At 67.0% G+C, this 14259-nt stretch carries 14 protein-coding genes; 7 read left to right on the top strand and 7 right to left on the bottom strand.

The window, feature by feature from the left end:
• Positions 1-400: 400 nt before the first annotated feature.
• Positions 401-691: a hypothetical protein gene (locus ACH438_RS24920; protein ID WP_397009190.1), complete on the top strand. Its 291-nt coding sequence runs from the start codon at positions 401-403 to the stop codon at positions 689-691.
• 20 nt (positions 692-711) lie between these two features.
• Here the strand turns inward: ACH438_RS24920 and ACH438_RS24925 are convergent, their stop codons facing one another.
• The 3 genes from ACH438_RS24925 to ACH438_RS24935 form a co-directional block, all read right to left on the bottom strand.
• Positions 712-1305: a dihydrofolate reductase family protein gene (locus tag ACH438_RS24925; RefSeq protein WP_397009192.1), complete on the bottom strand. Its 594-nt coding sequence runs from the start codon at positions 1303-1305 to the stop codon at positions 712-714.
• On the bottom strand, positions 1302-2102 hold the full coding sequence (locus ACH438_RS24930; RefSeq protein ID WP_397009194.1) for an alpha/beta fold hydrolase: 801 nt from the start codon (positions 2100-2102) through the stop codon (positions 1302-1304). Before ACH438_RS24930 ends, ACH438_RS24925 begins: the two co-directional genes overlap by 4 nt.
• Before the next feature lie 124 nt (positions 2103-2226).
• Entirely contained in the window at positions 2227-2760 is a 534-nt protein-coding gene (locus ACH438_RS24935; RefSeq protein WP_397009196.1) for a YbhB/YbcL family Raf kinase inhibitor-like protein, read from the bottom strand.
• 110 nt (positions 2761-2870) lie between these two features.
• Here ACH438_RS24935 and ACH438_RS24940 point away from each other — a divergent pair, with 110 nt between their 5' ends.
• Entirely contained in the window at positions 2871-3557 is a 687-nt protein-coding gene (locus ACH438_RS24940; RefSeq protein ID WP_397009198.1) for a GntR family transcriptional regulator, read from the top strand.
• A gap of 30 nt (positions 3558-3587) precedes the next feature.
• On the opposite strand, the gene ACH438_RS24945 is transcribed toward ACH438_RS24940, so the two are convergent.
• Positions 3588-4289 carry a M24 family metallopeptidase gene (locus ACH438_RS24945; RefSeq protein ID WP_397009200.1) on the bottom strand — a complete coding sequence of 234 codons (702 nt, stop codon included), beginning with the start codon at positions 4287-4289 and terminating at the stop codon, positions 3588-3590.
• A 106-nt stretch (positions 4290-4395) separates the two neighbouring features.
• Between ACH438_RS24945 and ACH438_RS24950 the strand changes: the two genes are divergently transcribed.
• Positions 4396-5154 carry a hypothetical protein gene (locus ACH438_RS24950; RefSeq protein WP_397009202.1) on the top strand — a complete coding sequence of 253 codons (759 nt, stop codon included), beginning with the start codon at positions 4396-4398 and terminating at the stop codon, positions 5152-5154.
• 223 nt (positions 5155-5377) lie between these two features.
• Positions 5378-5587 (top strand): molybdopterin-binding protein, encoded by a 210-nt coding sequence (locus ACH438_RS24955; protein WP_397009204.1) that lies wholly within the window; start codon positions 5378-5380, stop codon positions 5585-5587.
• A 367-nt stretch (positions 5588-5954) separates the two neighbouring features.
• Here the strand turns inward: ACH438_RS24955 and ACH438_RS24960 are convergent, their stop codons facing one another.
• Complete coding sequence (locus tag ACH438_RS24960; protein ID WP_397009963.1) at positions 5955-7352, bottom strand: metallopeptidase TldD-related protein; 1398 nt, start codon at positions 7350-7352, stop codon at positions 5955-5957.
• Positions 7353-7374: 22 nt separating this feature from the next.
• Positions 7375-8901: a TldD/PmbA family protein gene (locus tag ACH438_RS24965; RefSeq protein WP_397009206.1), complete on the bottom strand. Its 1527-nt coding sequence runs from the start codon at positions 8899-8901 to the stop codon at positions 7375-7377.
• 186 nt (positions 8902-9087) lie between these two features.
• On the opposite strand from ACH438_RS24965, the gene ACH438_RS24970 reads away from it, so the two are divergent.
• The gene (locus ACH438_RS24970) at positions 9088-10230 is read left to right on the top strand and encodes a TetR/AcrR family transcriptional regulator (RefSeq protein ID WP_397009208.1); all 1143 of its coding nucleotides are present in this window, start codon (positions 9088-9090) and stop codon (positions 10228-10230) included.
• A 67-nt stretch (positions 10231-10297) separates the two neighbouring features.
• Here ACH438_RS24970 and ACH438_RS24975 read toward each other — a convergent pair whose 3' ends face one another.
• Positions 10298-11065: a TSUP family transporter gene (locus tag ACH438_RS24975; RefSeq protein WP_397009210.1), complete on the bottom strand. Its 768-nt coding sequence runs from the start codon at positions 11063-11065 to the stop codon at positions 10298-10300.
• Between the two features lie 71 nt (positions 11066-11136).
• On the opposite strand from ACH438_RS24975, the gene ACH438_RS24980 reads away from it, so the two are divergent.
• Positions 11137-12429, top strand: a complete 1293-nt coding sequence (locus tag ACH438_RS24980; protein ID WP_397009212.1) for a sensor histidine kinase — start codon at positions 11137-11139, stop codon at positions 12427-12429.
• 91 nt (positions 12430-12520) lie between these two features.
• A complete protein-coding gene (locus tag ACH438_RS24985; protein ID WP_397009214.1) occupies positions 12521-14254 on the top strand; it encodes a thiamine pyrophosphate-dependent enzyme in 1734 nt (577 codons plus the stop codon).
• The last annotated feature ends 5 nt before the right edge of the window (positions 14255-14259 follow it).

Here is a 14259-nt window from a genome sequence, read left to right on the forward strand (position 1 = left end):
GAGTACGAGTCCCCGAGGACGACCAGTGTGTGACCAGGGCGCTGCGGGGTGTCATCGGCCGCCGCGACAGCGGCCGAACCCTCCAACCCGAGGGCGATCAGGGCAGTGCACACGATCCGGCCCAACTGTGCACTCAGCGAATGACCGGTGACCATCGATGAAACCTGCTTCCCCGACTCAGTACCCGGCCCGCGGTGAGAACCCCGGGTCCGGCAGGGTCGGGGGCGCTTGTTTCGGCGGTTCGGCCTGCCGCGACGGGACAGCAGTGACCGGGGGCTCGGTAGCAGGCGCTGGTATCGCGATCACGCTGGTGGGCGCGGGCGCTTGGGTCTGTGGCGCGGGGACGACCTCACTCGGCGAGGCAATCTCACTCGGTGCGGCCGGGGCCGCGGCGGGACTGGTGGACGGCACGATCACCGACGTCACCGTCGTCGAACTGCTCGGGGCCGGGGACCCCGTGTCCGAGCCTCCGCATCCCGCCGTGGCGAGCACGGCCAATGCACACAGTGCCGACCCCGCGAAGGAGAAACGGCGCACAGATGTGGCGGTCGACTTCGAATTGAATGTGATCATTCGGATCCTAAAACGCCGTGATGACAGGACGATTCATGATCACATGGAAATACGATGGGCCAGACGCGCTGTGCGCCATTACATTACGGGTCTTGCAAGATCACCCGAACATGGTTGACCGGGAATGCCGGTGTGTGGTCAGAGGACTCGATAGCGCAGGTGAGTGACGCGGGTACCGGGGAAGATCTCCGGATCTTCCAGCAGGACCGGGCCATCGGTGCGGCCGATGAGCGGGACCCCGCCGCCCAGCAGCACGGGTGCGATATCGACCCAGAGTTCTTGCAGCAGACCGGCTTCCAGCGCCTGACGGGCCATCTCGCCGCCGTTGACGGCGACCCAGTGGTCACCGGCGATGGTGGCGGCGGTGTCGATCGCGGTCTTGATGCCGTCGGTGACGAAGGTGAACGGCGCGCCGCGATGGGTATCGATCCATTCGTGCGGAACGGTGTGCGTGAGCACCACGATCGGCTTGTTGCACGGATGGCTGCCGCCCCAGCCATCGGTCAGGTCGAACAGGCGGCGCCCCACCACGAAAACACCGACACGGTGGAGGAATTCGGAGAAATAGGCGTGATCAGCGGGGGTCAGGTGGAACGGGACCTCCGGGTGCGTGCTCTGATACTCCACGTCACCGGCGGTGTACCAGGTGAACAGGTGCTCGAACCCCGTCTCCTCCGGGCCGGCGATGAATCCGTCCAGGGAGGTCGTGGCCCCCGCGATCACTTTCGTCATTGCAGGAACTCCTTCAGGGTCGGAACGAACTTCGCCGCATTGACCTGATGGGTCTGACCCGGCAGATCCACGAACTTCGCGCCCGGAATGGCCTGTGCCAGAGCGGCATTGCCATTGCGCATCCACGCCGGGCTCTTGGTGCCCGCGTAGACGGTGGTCGGCGCGCTCACATAGTCGTAGCGACCGGCCGGAATCGGCTTGCCATCGAGGGCATCACCCATGAACCTACCGTCATAGGTCAAGGTGGGAGCCGTCTTCTTCAACTTCGACCAGCCCGGGAACACCGGGAACAGCTCGACCAGCAGCCTCGGCAGCCGGATCCCGCTGTGCATGAAGTACTTGACCGCGGCACCGTTCTTCCCGGCCGCGATCAGATCCCGGATGTGCTGCTGATAGCCCTCCGGGGCGGGCGGGCGTGAATCGTCCACGATCAGCGGGAACTCGTAGAGCCCGATCCGCCGCACCGCCAGCCCCGCCTGCACCGTGGCCAGTGTCACCGCGCATCCGGAAGAGAAGGCGACCAGATCGACCGGTTCCCCGGCCTCGGCCGCCACCGCCTGCAGGTCCTCGACCTCCCGCTGCGGGTCGTAGGGGAGCGTATCGCCGCTCTCCCCACGCGCCCGGCGGTCATAGATGTAGACCGTGAACCGGTCCGAAAGCTGTTCGGCGACCGGCCGGCTCGGGCCCATCTCGCGGTAGCAGAACGCCCCGTCGACCAGCACGACCGCGGGGCCGCTCCCGATCTTCTCGTAGGCGATGGTGGTGCCGTCCTTGGAAACGACTGTTGCAGTGGTCATGGCGTGATTCCTTGTGTCCGGGCGATGGATACCGTCTCACCTCTTGAGACGGCACGGACCCGAAGAAATCATCGCGCTCCGCGAGAAGTCCTGTGCCGGAATTCGATTGCCATGACCGCCGCGATCAGGCGGCCGTTTCGGCGGTGGCGGTCAGGACGGCGCGGCCGAGGATGTGGCCGGCCATGGTGAAGCCGAGGACGGCCGGGGTGGCTTCGGCTGGGACGCCGATGGATTCGACGTCGAGGGCGTGCACCACGACGAAGTAGCGGTGCGGGCCGTGGCCGGCGGGCGGGGCGGCGCCGATGAAGCGGGCATCACGGGTGTCGTTGGGGAGTTGGAAGGCGCCCGCGGGCAGGCCCGAACCGGTGGCGTCGCCGGCGCCCTCGGGGAGTTCGGTGACGGTGGCGGGGATATCGGCTACGGCCCAGTGCCAGAAGCCGGAGCCGGTGGGGGCGTCGGGGTCGTAGACGGTGACGGCGTAACTCTTGGTGCCGGCCGGGGCGTCGTGCCAGGACAGCTGGGGGGAGACGTCCTTGCCGCCGGGGAGGCCGGCGGAGAGCTGCTCGGCGGACCAGGCGCTGCCGTCGGTGACGGTGTCGCTGGTGACGGTGAAGGTGGCTGCTTCGGGGAGGCGGGCGAAGGGGTTGTTGCTGCTCATCGAGTCATGCCTTTCGGGGTTATCGGGGCCGTGCGGGCAACTGCGGTGCCGCACAGGATCGATCATAGGCTTAATAATCGATTATCTGTCAAATAGTCTATGCTGAGGGCATGACGCAGACGGCCGAAACCTCCGCCTCACCGGGCAAACAGATGCTTTCCGAGCAGGTCTATGCCCGGCTGCGGGATGCGATCATGCGCGGGGACTACGCACCCGGAACTGCGCTGAAGCCGCAGGATCTGGCCCGTGAACAGGGCGTGAGCCTGGCTGTGGTGCGTGAGGCGCTGGTGCGGGTGGTCGGGGACGGGCTGGCCGATCGGCTGCACAATCGGGGGTTCGCTGTGCCCGCGTATTCGGATCAGCGCTGGCAGGAGATCGCCGAGGCGCGGCGCACGATCGAACCGGTCATCCTGCGCATGTCCATCGAACGTGGCGATGTCGACTGGGAGGCGCGCGTGCGTGCGGCTCATCATCGCCTGGTTCGCACTCCGGTTTATGAGCCCGAGGAGAGCAAGTACTACAGCGAGGCCTGGTCCGAGGCGCACCGCGGCTTCCATCGGACGCTGCTGGAAGGCTGCGAAAACCCTGTTCTACTGGAGACTTTCGATCGCCTGTGGACGGCGAGCGAACTCACCCGCCGTCTGTCCACGCATCGCAATCCCGGCCGCGACGGCGCCGATGAACACCGTCGCCTGGAAGAAGCGGCGCTGGGCCGCGACGCCGACACCGCTGCCGCGATCCTGGTCCGGCATCTCACCCTCACCGCGGACGGGCTGACCGAGGAGACTTCGACCTAGAAGGCCCGCAATTCGATGCGGGCTCAGTCGTCAGCGCACGTCGAGGAGTTGTTCGAAGAACCCGCCGATCTGGTTTTTGCGGTCGATCAGGTGGATCTCCAGGATCCAATGGCAGGCGCGACCGGTGGGATCGGCGCGGCGCATCGGGGTGTGCGATCCGGCGGCGATATAGGAGGTGACCTCGGATCCGGAGATCTGCTTGTGCGGGAACTCGCCGACGAGATGACCTGCGATCGGGGCGCTGAACTCCCATCCCTGTGCTGTTGCCTGTTCGACGATCCAGGTGTAGAGCTGATCGCCGGTGATGTCGGGGTGGGCCTCGAAGTAATCGCGGCCGCGTTCCCACATGGGTTCGAGTGCATCGCGTACGGCCAGCATCGCGGGGTCGTCACCGAGGACGTAGGTGCGGCCGAAGTCGGCCTCCCACTCGTCGAAGATCGGCCCGAAATCCAGGAAGCAGATGTCGTTTTCGCCGATGACGCGGTCGGGCGGGTTGGAGCTGTAGGGCGCGAGCGTGTTGATGCCCGAACGGACGATGCGCTTGTGCCAGAAGCGGCGGATGCCGAACATCTCATCGGCCAGATCGCGAACCGCATCGCTGACAGCAGCCTCGCCGGCTCCCGCGACGATGATATTCCGCGCGACGACCTCATCGAACAACTTCGAGGCTTTGGCCTCCGCATCGAGCAGCGCTGAAACACGTTCTGACTCGGTAGGTTTCGTCGATTCCACAAAGTCGACCTTAGATCACGTCAGGACCTGAGGTAGCTCGACTCGGGTGAGGCGTTAATGCAGTGCGCCCGCGCGGCGATCTTGTTGTCGACGGAGGGCGGGGGGAATGAAAGCCATTGAGTCGGTCGCGATTCGTGCGATCGGGGTCGTGCTGCTGGCTGTGGGCGCAACAGCATGTTCGGACAGTGGAGGGCATCAGGATCACGCGGTATCGAGTGTTGTTACGTCGCAACCCGTCTCACCGGTAGGCGAATTGCCGCTGTGCGGGGACGTCGATCACGTGGACGAGCATCAGGTGCTGGCGGACTGCCGGTTGCAGAGCATCGACGGGTCGGGACTGGCGTTCTCTGTCCACTACATCCCGAGCTTCGGCCGCTACCCGTGGGTCGATGCCGGCGTGCGGATCGAGGTTTCCGGGCCCGACGGCAGGGTGCGGCAAACGCTGATGCAGACCGGTAATTTCGAAATGGTCGAGCCGCGTCTGGCCGATCTCGCAGGCGACGGGCGTCAGGAACTGATCGTGACGCTCAATCTGACCATCACCGGCAATTCTGACGATCAGGTGTACGTGTCGACCGCCGCTACCAGCGGCAAGTTCGCCCTGGCGGGCAAGGCCGACGGGACGAGGCTCGAGCGCGAAGTCGACGGCCTGCTGATAGATCTGGTCCACATCAGCGCCGGCAGTCACGCCTACAGCGTCTACCGGCTGACAGATACCAAGCTGGAGAACCTGATCGAAATCGAGGACGACCCCGACGCCCACGGGCATCACTGCGACTACGTCGTCCCACCGACCCTCGCCGGGACCGGACTCACGCTGGATCAGGCCCGCACCAGGTACTGCGCCCTCCTGACAGGCAGGTGAGCCCTCGAATACACCCGCGTGCAGTAACCGGGTCGATGTACTCATCTGCGGATGGTCGGCTGGGTCGGAATCCGCAACTTCGGTTGGGAGTGGGAGTGGTGTCCGCAGGGTCGGAACTACGTGGAGATCGTTGCCGCAGGTGTGGAATCAGGGCTGGTCAGGGTGGGTTTTGACACAGGCGTCAATACCGGCCGATCGGGTTTTTCGGGCGTAGGGTCGGGGCATGCGATTGAGCACCCGTAACCAACTGGATGGAACTGTCACTGCGATCACCCTGGGCGAGGCCATGGCTGTGGTCCGCGTTCGGCTCAACGGTGGAGACGAGATGACGTCGTCGATCACGCGTGCGGCTGCCGATGATCTCGGGCTGGCCGAAGGTTCGGCGGTGAAGGTTCTCGTCAAGTCGACCGAGGTCACCCTCGGCGTCGAGTAGGAAACTGCTGTCCGACGCCATGCCTGCCGGGTTCGGTGGGCATGGCGTCGCTCTATTCGTGGGCTCGGTTACCGCGCGGGATGGGTCATTTCGGTTGTGCGCTACCGAGATCCACGACCCGTAGATCGATGAGGTTGTTTCACGTATCGGCCGCGCAGCCGCTCGGCGGTGAGCGCTCCCGGATTCTGCACGGCTCCCGAGATCGTCAATCCACCGGTCGGCGCGGCCTGGGCCACTGTCGAACTCGCCGTCGCGCTCGTCGCTGTCGCAGGAGTCCGATCACCCGCCGACGAGCACGCTGGCAGCGCCACTGCCACCGAGATGGCGACCATTGCTCCCATCAGGCGCCGGCGCGGGTTGGGCATGATCAGGTGGCCTGGCTTACCGAGGACATGTGGAAGTCGGGGATTCGCAAGGGGGGCATGGCGGTTCGGGTGAACCAGTCTTTCCACTCGCGGGGGAGGGTGATTTCGGTGCGGCCGGCTTCGGTGACGCGGCGGAGCAGGTCGAGGGGGCTTTCGTTGAAGCGGAAGTTGTTGACGGCGGCGGTGACTTCGCCGTTCTCGACGAGGTAGACGCCGTCGCGGGTGAGGCCGGTCAGGAGCAGGGTTGCCGGGTCGACTTCGCGGATGTACCAGAGGCAGGTGAGCAGCAGGCCGCGGTCGGTGTTGGCGATGAGGTCGGGCAGGGTCGCGTCGGATCCGCCTGTCATGAGGAGGTTTTCGCCGGGGACGGTGGTGGGAGCGTCGAATTCGGCGGCGGTGGCGCGGGGGTAGACGAGGGATTCGATGACGCCGTCGCGGATCCAGTCGGTGCGCTGGGCGGTGAGGCCGTTGTCGAAGACCGACAGCGATTCCGAGGAGGACGGGGTGGCGACGAAGGGCCGGTACTCGAGACCGGCGGCGCTGGGGTCGGAGTACAGGGTCAGCGGAATGGTGTTGAGTTGCTCGCCGATTCGGGTGCCGCCGGCGCGGGAGAAGGCGGTGTGGCCTTCGTGGGCGCCGCGGCCTTCCATGGTCCAGTTCATGTAGATCATGAGGTCGGCGACCGCGGAGGGCGGGAGCAAGGTTTCGTAGCGGCCGGCGGGCAGGTCGACGCGGCGCTTGGACCAGTCCAGGCGGCGGGCGAGCTCGGCCAGCAGGGCGGGGGTGTCGACATCGGCGAAATCGGTGGTGCCGGTGCCGACCCAAGCGCTGGCCAGGTCCGTGCCCTCGCCACGTTTGCCATTGATTTCGACCGAACCGATCGGTTGGACCCAGCGGCGGCGCAGGCCCGTGGAGGTGCCCAGCCAGGTGGAATGCATCTGATGATGGGCGAAACCATAGAGGCGGTCCGCGCCGTCGAAACCGGCGGCCAGATCGGTTGCCAGCGACTCGAATACGGTGATGTCGGTGGCGCCGGGTTCGCCGTCCCATTCCAGCAGCCGATCGAGGGTGTCGGCGTCGACGGCGTCGGCGAACAGCAGCGGCATGGCATCGCGGGCGGGTTCGGCGGTGCGGGCGGCTTCTTCGCTGGCGCGCACCACCGCTTCGATCTCGGCGGGGTCCACGCTCGTGGAGCTGACGCTGCCGACGCGGGCGGTGTTCGGGCCGTCGCGGAACACCGACACCACGGCCCAGTCGCGTGCGACCGAGGAACCGTTGGTGGTCATGGAGTTTCCGGCCCAGCGCAGGGAGGCCTCGTGCGCGTCGGTGACGATCACCATGGCCTCATCGGCGCGCGAGGCGCGCAGGGCGCGGTCGACGACCTCGGGGGCGGGGAGCACACTCATGATTAGAGTCCCTTCCTCACTGGCCGGCTTCGGCACGGGTATTGAGAATATTGATGCCGCGCACCAGCACCGACGGGCAGCCGTGCGAGACCGCCGCGACCTGACCGGGCTGGGCCTTACCGCAGTTGAACGCGCCGCCGAGCACCCAGGTGGCGGGTCCGCCGACGGCTTCCATGGAGCCCCAGAAGTCGGTGGTGGTGGCCTGGTAGGCGACATCGCGGAGCTGACCGGCCAGCTCGCCGTTGCGGATCCGGAAGAACCGCTGACCGGTGAACTGGAAGTTGTAGCGCTGCATATCGATCGACCACGACTTGTCGCCGACGATGTAGATGCCGTTCTCCACCCGCGAGATCAGCTCGGCGGTGCTGGTGTCGTGTTCGGGATCGGGTTGCAGGGACACATTGGCCATGCGCTGGATCGGCACGTGATGGGCGGAGTCGGCGTAGGAGCAGCCGTTGGAGCGTTCCAGGCCCAGTCGCGGGGCGAAGGAGCGATCGAGTTGGTAGCCGACCAGAATGCCGTCGCGCACCAGATCCCAGCGCTGCCCGGCCACCCCCTCGTCGTCCCAGCCGACCGAGGCCAGCCCGAACGGTTCGGTGCGATCACCGGTTACGTGCATGATCGGGGTGCCGTACTTCAGGGTGCCCAGCTTGTCGGGGGTGGCGAAAGAAGTCCCGGCGTAGGCGGATTCGTAGCCGATGGCGCGGTCGTACTCGGTGGCGTGGCCGATGGATTCGTGAATGGTCAGCCACAGGTTGGTCGGGTCGATGACCAGATCCGCGGGACCCGCCTGCACGGTCGGGGCCTTCACCTTCTCGGCGAGCCATTCCGGGATCTGCGCGAGTTCGCCGGTCCAGTCCCAGGTTCCGTCGGCTCCCGTCACGTACTCCCAGCCGCGACCCGCGGGCGCCGCGACGGTGCGCATGGTTTCGAACACGCCCGCCGACGGGTCGACGGTGATGGCTTCCAGTTCCGGGTGCAGGCGCACCCGCTGCTGGGTGATGCGCGAGCCGAAGCTGTCGGCGTAGAAGGTCTGTTCCTTGACCTGCAGCACCGACGCGGTGACATGGTCGACACCGTCGGCGGCCTCGAGCCGTCCCGAATAGTCCAGCAGCAGTGCCACTTTCTCCGGTGTCGGCACCGCGAAAGGATCGAGGGCATAGGGCGAGACGTATTCGGCGCCGTCGTAGCGCGGCTCGGGCGCCAGCTCCACACGCTCGCGATTGAGCGCGCGCAAGGTGGTGGCGACGGTGACGGCGCGCCGGGCGACCTCGGCGGCGGAATCCGCGGTGAGGTCGGCGTGCGAGGCGAAACCCCAGGTGCCGTTGACGATCACGCGCACCGCGAACCCGAGATCGGTGCTGTCGCGCACCGATTCGACGCGCCCGTCGCGTAAGCGGATGGACTGCTGCAGCAATCGATGCACGCGCAGATCGGCGTACTGGGCCCCGGCTGCCCGCGCCGCGGACAGTGCCGCGTCGGCGAGCGCCGTCAGGGGCAGGGCGCGGAACTCCTCGTCGACGACCTCGGTTGCGATGCTCACCCGCACCACGCTAGAGGCCGACACTCCGGGCTTCAACTACATTCACGCCCGCAAAGAAATTCGCAGTATGCAAACGTGCACACGCTGCAACAATGCACGAAGTGCGCAGACGCACACCATGAAACGCGCGCGACAAGCCCTGGACATGCCACGTTTTGCTGTCCGGATGCCGTACTGTCCGTCCGCGTGCCGCCATCCGCACTCCGCGATCGTAAACGGGAACGCACCCGCCGAGCCATCCTCGAAGCCGCCGTCGACCAGTTCGAGTCCAGAGGCTATGACGCGACCACCGTCGCCGACATAGCCGCTGCCGCCGAAGTCGGCACCCGGACGTTCTTCAACTACTTCGCGTCCAAAGAGGAACTGCTCTTCCCCGAACCCGACGAACGGGTACAGGCGGCCGCCCAGGCCGTCGCCACCCGCCGCCCCGGGGAGCGACCGGTCGAAGTGCTGCTGCGCGCCCTGCGCGCGGCCGGCGACAATCCGGGCGACCACCTCGGCGACACCCTCGCCGCGCGCATAGCCGTACTGCGCGCGCAGGTTTCGCGCACCGTCCCGGCGGTGAGCGGACGCGCGGCCTACGCGCAGCTGGCCTCGCAGCAGGAGATCGCGCGGCATCTGCGGGCGGCCTTCCCCGACGAACTCGACGATGTCGGCGCGGCCGCACTGGTGGGTGCGGTGGTCGGGGCGGTCTCGGGTGCGCTGACGGTGCTGTTCCAGCGTGGCGGGATCGAGGATCCCGACAAGCTGCAGCGCCAGATCCAGGAGACCACCTCGAAAGTGCTGGCGCCGTGGCTGACCGCGCCTGTCGACTCGGCGGGCGAACTCGCCCACGAACCGCAGCGCGAACTCGCCGCGCAGGCCACGCCCGCATACATCGCGCTCGCGGCCGAACCCGAGCTCGAATACATCCCGTTCCCCGAGGGATTCGGGTCCGAGCCCACGCAGGGCTCGGGCTCGGGCCAGCCGCGCGGATCGGGTTCGGAAGAGGCACAAGGACTCGCGGTGGAACCGGAGCGGGAGCTCACGCCGGAAGTCCAGCGCGAGATCGTGTTCGAATCCGCGCGCGAAGCGGTGTCGGAGTCCGTGCGGGAGCCGGGCGCCGAGCCGGCGGGTGAGCGCGGACCCGAGCCCGCCCGCGAGCTCATCTCCGAACGCGCTCGTGAAGCCGCCGCCGAAGGCCCACTACGCGGGGAGTCCGAACCTGCACGCCACATGTCCACGGTCCATCGGCTCGGGCCGGAGGTGCTGCGGCGCATGGGCTCCGAGAACGGACCGCGCTCGCGCGACGACCACGGCTGCCGCCAATCCGAGGACACCCTCGTCTAGTGACCACCTCGCCGGTCCGGCGAAACCCTTGCACCGCGCCCGGATTCCCTCCGGGCGCGGTGGCGTTTCAGGCGAACTGCTGCCAGCCCAGGCGAATCACCATGGCCACGACCACGATCAGCAGCACCGCGCGCACGAACCCCGCGCCGCGCGCGAGCGCCATGCGCGAACCGACCACGGATCCGGCCACATTCAGCACCGCCATGGACAGCCCGAGGGCCCACAGCACGTGACCGGTGCCGGCGAGGAAGACCAGCGAGCCGAAGTTGGAGCCGCAGTTGATGACCTTCGCCATCGCGGCGGCGCGCACGAACTCGGTGCCGAGCAGGGTGGCGAAGGTGATGATGAGGAAGGTCCCGGTGCCGGGGCCGAGGATGCCGTCGTAGCAGCCGATGAGCCCGGCCGCCAAGGCCACCACCAGGATGGTTTTGCGCCGGGTCGGGGGATGGGTCGCCATGGTGACGCCGATGGAGGGGCGCAGTGTCACGAAGATCGCCACGCCGATCAGCACCACCATCACGACCGGGATGAAGTACTTCTTGTCGATCAGCGCCACCGCCGCGGACCCGCACCCCGCCGCCACCGCCGCGATGACCGCGCCGGGAATCAGCACCTTCCAGCGCATCGGGACTTTGCGGGCGAAGGTGACCGCGGCTGCGCTGGTCCCGCAGAAGGCGGAGATCTTGTTGGTGCCCAGCCCGGTCTGCGGCGGCAGCCCCGGTAGTACCAGGAACAGGGCGGGCAGGGTGATCAGGCCACCACCGCCGACCACCGCGTCGACCCAGCCCGCGGCCGCCGCCGCTGTCAGTAGTACCGCCCAGTCCGCCACACTCACGGGTGAACCCAACCAGACCGACAAACACCGGGCAAACCGGATAACTCCCGGCGAGCCCGTAGGGTGGGCATGTGCGCAGGTTCAGTCTGTGGCTGCGTGGCAAGCCGCTCATCACCGATTCCGTGCTGGCGTTGATGCTGCTCGGCATCGACATTCTCGGGGTCGGGGACAGCACGAACAAGGTGCCCTACCTCGTTCTCAGTGTGCTGCTGCCCATTCCGGTGGTGTTCCGGCGCACCCATCCGGTGGCGGCCGCACTGGCCATGGTCGGCTGTTCGATGGTCACCAGCGTGGTGCACGGAGCCGGCGGGGACCATTCGGTGCATCCCGCGCTGCTCGGGCTGGGCATCATGCTCTACACGCTGGTCGCGTATGTGGGCCGTCGCCAGGGACTCTGGTATCTGGGACTGCTGATCCTCGACAGCGGATTATCGGCACTGCTGATCGGCAAACCCGCGCACAGCGATATCGCCTTCACCGCGCTCTACTACGCACTGTGCTGGGCCCTGGCCGAATTCGTCGGCGCCCGCCACGCCTACGACGCCGAGGTCGCCGCCCGCCTGGCCGTCGCCGACTACGACCGCGAACGCCGCGCCCACGACGCCGTGGCCGCCGAACGCACCCGCATCGCCCGCGAACTGCACGATGTCGTCGCGCACGCGGTGAGCGTCATCATCGTGCAAGCCGACGGCGCCCGCTTCGCCCTGCGCCAGGATCCCGCGACCGCCGAACAGGCCCTCACCACCATCGCCGGCACCGGCCGCGACGCCCTGCGCGAACTCCGCCGCACCGTCGAGCTGCTGCGCACCGAGCATGCGCCCGAACAACTTCCGCAGCACGGCACCGCGGGCATCGCCAAAGTCGTGGAGATGATGCGCAATACGGGCCTGCACGTCACCCTCGAACTCACCGGGGAAATCGACAGCGTCACACCCGAAGTCAGCCTCGGCATCCACCGCATCGTGCAGGAATCCCTCACCAATACCCTGCGCCACGCCGGACCCGACCCCTGCGCCGAGGTCCGCGTGACCCGCCGCGACACCGACGTCCTGATCGAAGTGGTCGACTCCGTCGGCGTGCGCGTGGAAATGCCCGCCGTCAACGGCTCCGCACTCTCGAGTTGCCCCGACAAGGACCCCCAGCCGGCACTACTGACCCTGGCCCAGTCGTCACCCGTGGGTGTGGCCCCACCGGCAGCTATCGGCCTGGCCCCGGCCACCCGTATCGTCGGCAGTGGCCTCGGCCTGGTCGGCATGCGTGAACGCATCGCGGTACTCGGCGGCACCCTCGTCGCGGGCCGCCGCCCCGAAGGCGGCTGGGCCGTGCGCGCCACCATCCCCCTCGAGCGCGATGCCGTCGACTAGCCGTGTTCCGTAAGTAGGCGTGGCGGTCACGGTCGGTGGCCGACAATGTGAAATGGCAGGTTTCATCGCGGTTCCTTACCAAAGGAGTGCTATGGCCAAGAATGTCGCCGACGGTATGTGGGAGATGCTGGTCTCGGCCGGTGTGCGACGGTGCTACGGCATTGTCGGGGACGCCCTCAATCCCGTCATCGACGCGTTGCGGCGCAATGGGTCCATCGATTTCGTGCATGTGCGGCATGAGGAGTACGGGGTTTTCGCCGCCGTCGCCGAAGCTACTTTGACCGGGCGGCCGGTGGCGGTGTGTGGGACTGCGGGGCCTGGGACTATGCACCTGATCAACGGGCTGATGGACGCGCGTAAGGAGGGTGCGCCGATCATTGCCATCGCCGGGGATACCAATACCACCGAGATGGACAGTCACACGATCGAGGAGCTGAATCCGTACCGGTTCTTCGAGATTCCGGCCCACTACATCGGGCGCATCGTCAATGCGCAGCAGCTGCACCACGTGGTCGCCAGCGCCGTCACCATCGCATTGGCCGAACGGGGACCGACTGTGATCTCGGTGCCTGGTGATATCGCCGTGCAGGACGCGCCGAAAGAGTCGCTGCGCGTGGCTGTTCCGGCCACCAAGCCCGGCGCGGCGAATGCCGAGGATCTGGCGGCCATGGCCGAGCTGATCAATTCCGCGGGCGCGGTCACCATCTTCGGCGGTGACGGCTGCGCGGAGGCCGGGGATCAGGTGCGTGCCCTCGCGCAGAAACTCAAAGCGCCGGTGGGCTATTCGCTCAAGGGCAAGCAGTGGCTCGAACACGACAACCCCAATGCGGTCGGCATGAACGGCCTGCTCGGTTACGGCGGCTGCTGGAACGCGGCCAACAAATGCGATGTCCTGGTTCTGCTGGGTACCGACTTCCCGTTCACCGAGTTCATGCCCAAGCACAAGGTGAAAGTGATCCAGGTCGACCGCAAGGCGAGCCACCTGGGCCGGCGCATACCCCTGGAGCTGGCCGTTCTCGGCGATGTGGGCGCGACCGTGGACGCATTGCTGCCGCTGGTTGCCGAGCAGAGCGACAGCCATTTCCTCGACAAGCACGTCAAGGAGACCGCGCGCTCACTCGAGCGGCTGCAGCATTACGTGAACATCGGACCGAAGACGAAACCGATTCGGCCCGAATACCTGGCCTCCGTGTTGAACGAGGAAGCAGCCGACGACGCCCTGTTCTTCGCCGATACCGGCACCGCGGTGATCTGGGCCGCGCATTACCTGCAGCTGGGACCGCAGCGCCGGCTCATGGGCTCGTTCTCGTGGGCGTCCATGGCCAATGCGGCACCCAACGCCTTCGGCGCGCAACTCGCCTTCCCGGGGCGGCAGACCATCGCGCTGTGTGGTGACGGCGGTTTCACCATGCTGGGCCTGGGCGACATCCTCACCCAGGTACAGCGCCGCACGCCGGTGGTGCAGGTGGTGCTGAACAACTCCGCCCTGGACTTCGTGCACCTCGAACAGCAGGAAGCAGGGTTCGTGCCGTACGGCACCGACTTCCGCAACCCCGACTTCGCCAAGGTGGCGGAAGCGATGGGTGCCACCGGGATTCGCGTCGAGGACCCCGACGATCTGCAGGACGCGGTCCGCGCGGCGCTGCGGCACCAGGACGGGCCGGTGGTATTGGACGTGGTCGTCGAACCGAACGCGCTGGCCTTGCCTTCGCATGTGCCCTTGCACACGGCAACGGGTTTCGGGCTCGCCCAGCTCAAGATGATCCTGGACGGGGAAGCCGACGAGGTCGCCGACAATGTGGGACGCAACGTGCGACTGCTGTGAGTCGT

Origin of the sequence: Nocardia sp. NPDC020380 (genome assembly GCF_044386975.1) — a bacterium.
Classification (GTDB): Bacteria; Actinomycetota; Actinomycetes; order Mycobacteriales; family Mycobacteriaceae; genus Nocardia.

Excerpts from the sequence above, each read along its gene's own strand:
- ACH438_RS24925 (WP_397009192.1), bottom strand. The coding sequence starts at position 1,305 with ATGACGAAAGTGATCGCGGGGGCCACGACCTCCCTGGACGGATTCATC.
- ACH438_RS24930 (WP_397009194.1), bottom strand. The coding sequence starts at position 2,102 with ATGACCACTGCAACAGTCGTTTCCAAGGACGGCACCACCATCGCCTAC.
- ACH438_RS24935 (WP_397009196.1), bottom strand. The coding sequence starts at position 2,760 with ATGAGCAGCAACAACCCCTTCGCCCGCCTCCCCGAAGCAGCCACCTTC.
- ACH438_RS24940 (WP_397009198.1), top strand. The coding sequence starts at position 2,871 with ATGACGCAGACGGCCGAAACCTCCGCCTCACCGGGCAAACAGATGCTT.
- ACH438_RS24950 (WP_397009202.1), top strand. The coding sequence starts at position 4,396 with ATGAAAGCCATTGAGTCGGTCGCGATTCGTGCGATCGGGGTCGTGCTG.
- ACH438_RS24955 (WP_397009204.1), top strand. The coding sequence starts at position 5,378 with ATGCGATTGAGCACCCGTAACCAACTGGATGGAACTGTCACTGCGATC.
- ACH438_RS24985 (WP_397009214.1), top strand. The coding sequence starts at position 12,521 with ATGGCCAAGAATGTCGCCGACGGTATGTGGGAGATGCTGGTCTCGGCC.